The sequence below is a fragment of the Vibrio mediterranei genome (assembly GCF_900088415.1).
Taxonomy (GTDB): domain Bacteria; phylum Pseudomonadota; class Gammaproteobacteria; order Enterobacterales; family Vibrionaceae; genus Vibrio; species Vibrio mediterranei.
In genome coordinates this window covers 1-1,056 of sequence record NZ_FLLQ01000031.1, presented here as the reverse complement: position 1 = coordinate 1,056, position 1,056 = coordinate 1, and the positions used below count along the sequence as shown (strand labels likewise).

The following is a 1,056-nucleotide window of genomic DNA, read 5'->3' as shown; positions in this document are numbered from 1 at the left end:
GGCTTTGTTGCCGAATTCAGCTAAAGAGCGAACGCTAGCTAATTAGCTCGCATTTTAAACAACATACTGAGTTTCGGGCATACCTATCCCAGTTAGCTTGTTGAGTGCTTTGATCATGGCGTAAGTCTCACCCACTTGTGCGTTGTAATTTCGAAGCGTGAGTGAAGCACCGAGCAGTTGTTTTACTCGATACATAGCGGTCTCCGACAATGAGCGCTTATGGTAACCATATTTCTGTTTCCACTTTTTGTTCGAGCCATAGAGCTTTTGGCAGCCAACTGCCAGATTACGTGGATGCCCTTTTTCCCAGAAAGCTGCACCTTCACGCGGAGGAATTAAAGGTGTCGCTTTCTTAACCCTAATCGCTCTGTGGCACTCCCTTGTATCGTATGCACCATCTCCCGAGATTTCCTTGATGGTTCGGCGTGTTTGCTTGAGTAGGTTGGGGAGTACTTCCGCATCGGTCACACCTGATAGTGTATGCTCTGCGGCGATAATTTCATGTGTGTCTGTATCAACCGCAAGATGGAGTTTACGCCAGACTCGACGCTTGCCATCAGTTCCATGCTTTTTCACTTTCCATTCCCCCTCACCGTATACTTTGAGCCCAGTTGCATCAATGGACAGGTGTTGGATGGCGCCTCGTGTTGAGGCTTTGAAATTTACTTCTACATCCTTGGCTCGTCGGCTGATACAGGTATAGTGAGGACAAACCAATGGGACATTCGCTAATTTAAATACTGAGTCTATAAAGCCTTGTAACGCCCTTAAGGGCAGGGAAAAGATGCGCTTCACCATGAGAGCGGTTGTGATAGCTAAGTCACTAAACAATCGCGGTCTACCACGTCTATGCTGTTTAGATTGTGTCCACTCCGATATTGCTTCTTCGTCAATCCAAAACGTGAGTGAACCTCGATTGACTAGGGAGTTGTTGTACTTGCGCCAGTTGGTGGTTTTATAGCGAGGCTTCGGCATGAAATCAAAGTCAGTAAATGAATGTCTCTGATCTGATCGTAAGATTGTGATTTAGTTCATTCGATTTCGGCAACAAAGCCG

Annotated in this window: 1 protein-coding gene; it reads right to left on the bottom strand. The window is 46.4% G+C overall.

The window, feature by feature from the left end; all coding sequences use genetic code 11:
- Positions 1-54: 54 nt before the first annotated feature.
- Positions 55-975, bottom strand: coding sequence for an IS5 family transposase (locus tag VME0621_RS25965; protein WP_062463946.1), 921 nt, complete (start codon positions 973-975; stop codon positions 55-57).
- Between the last annotated feature and the right edge of the window lie 81 nt (positions 976-1,056).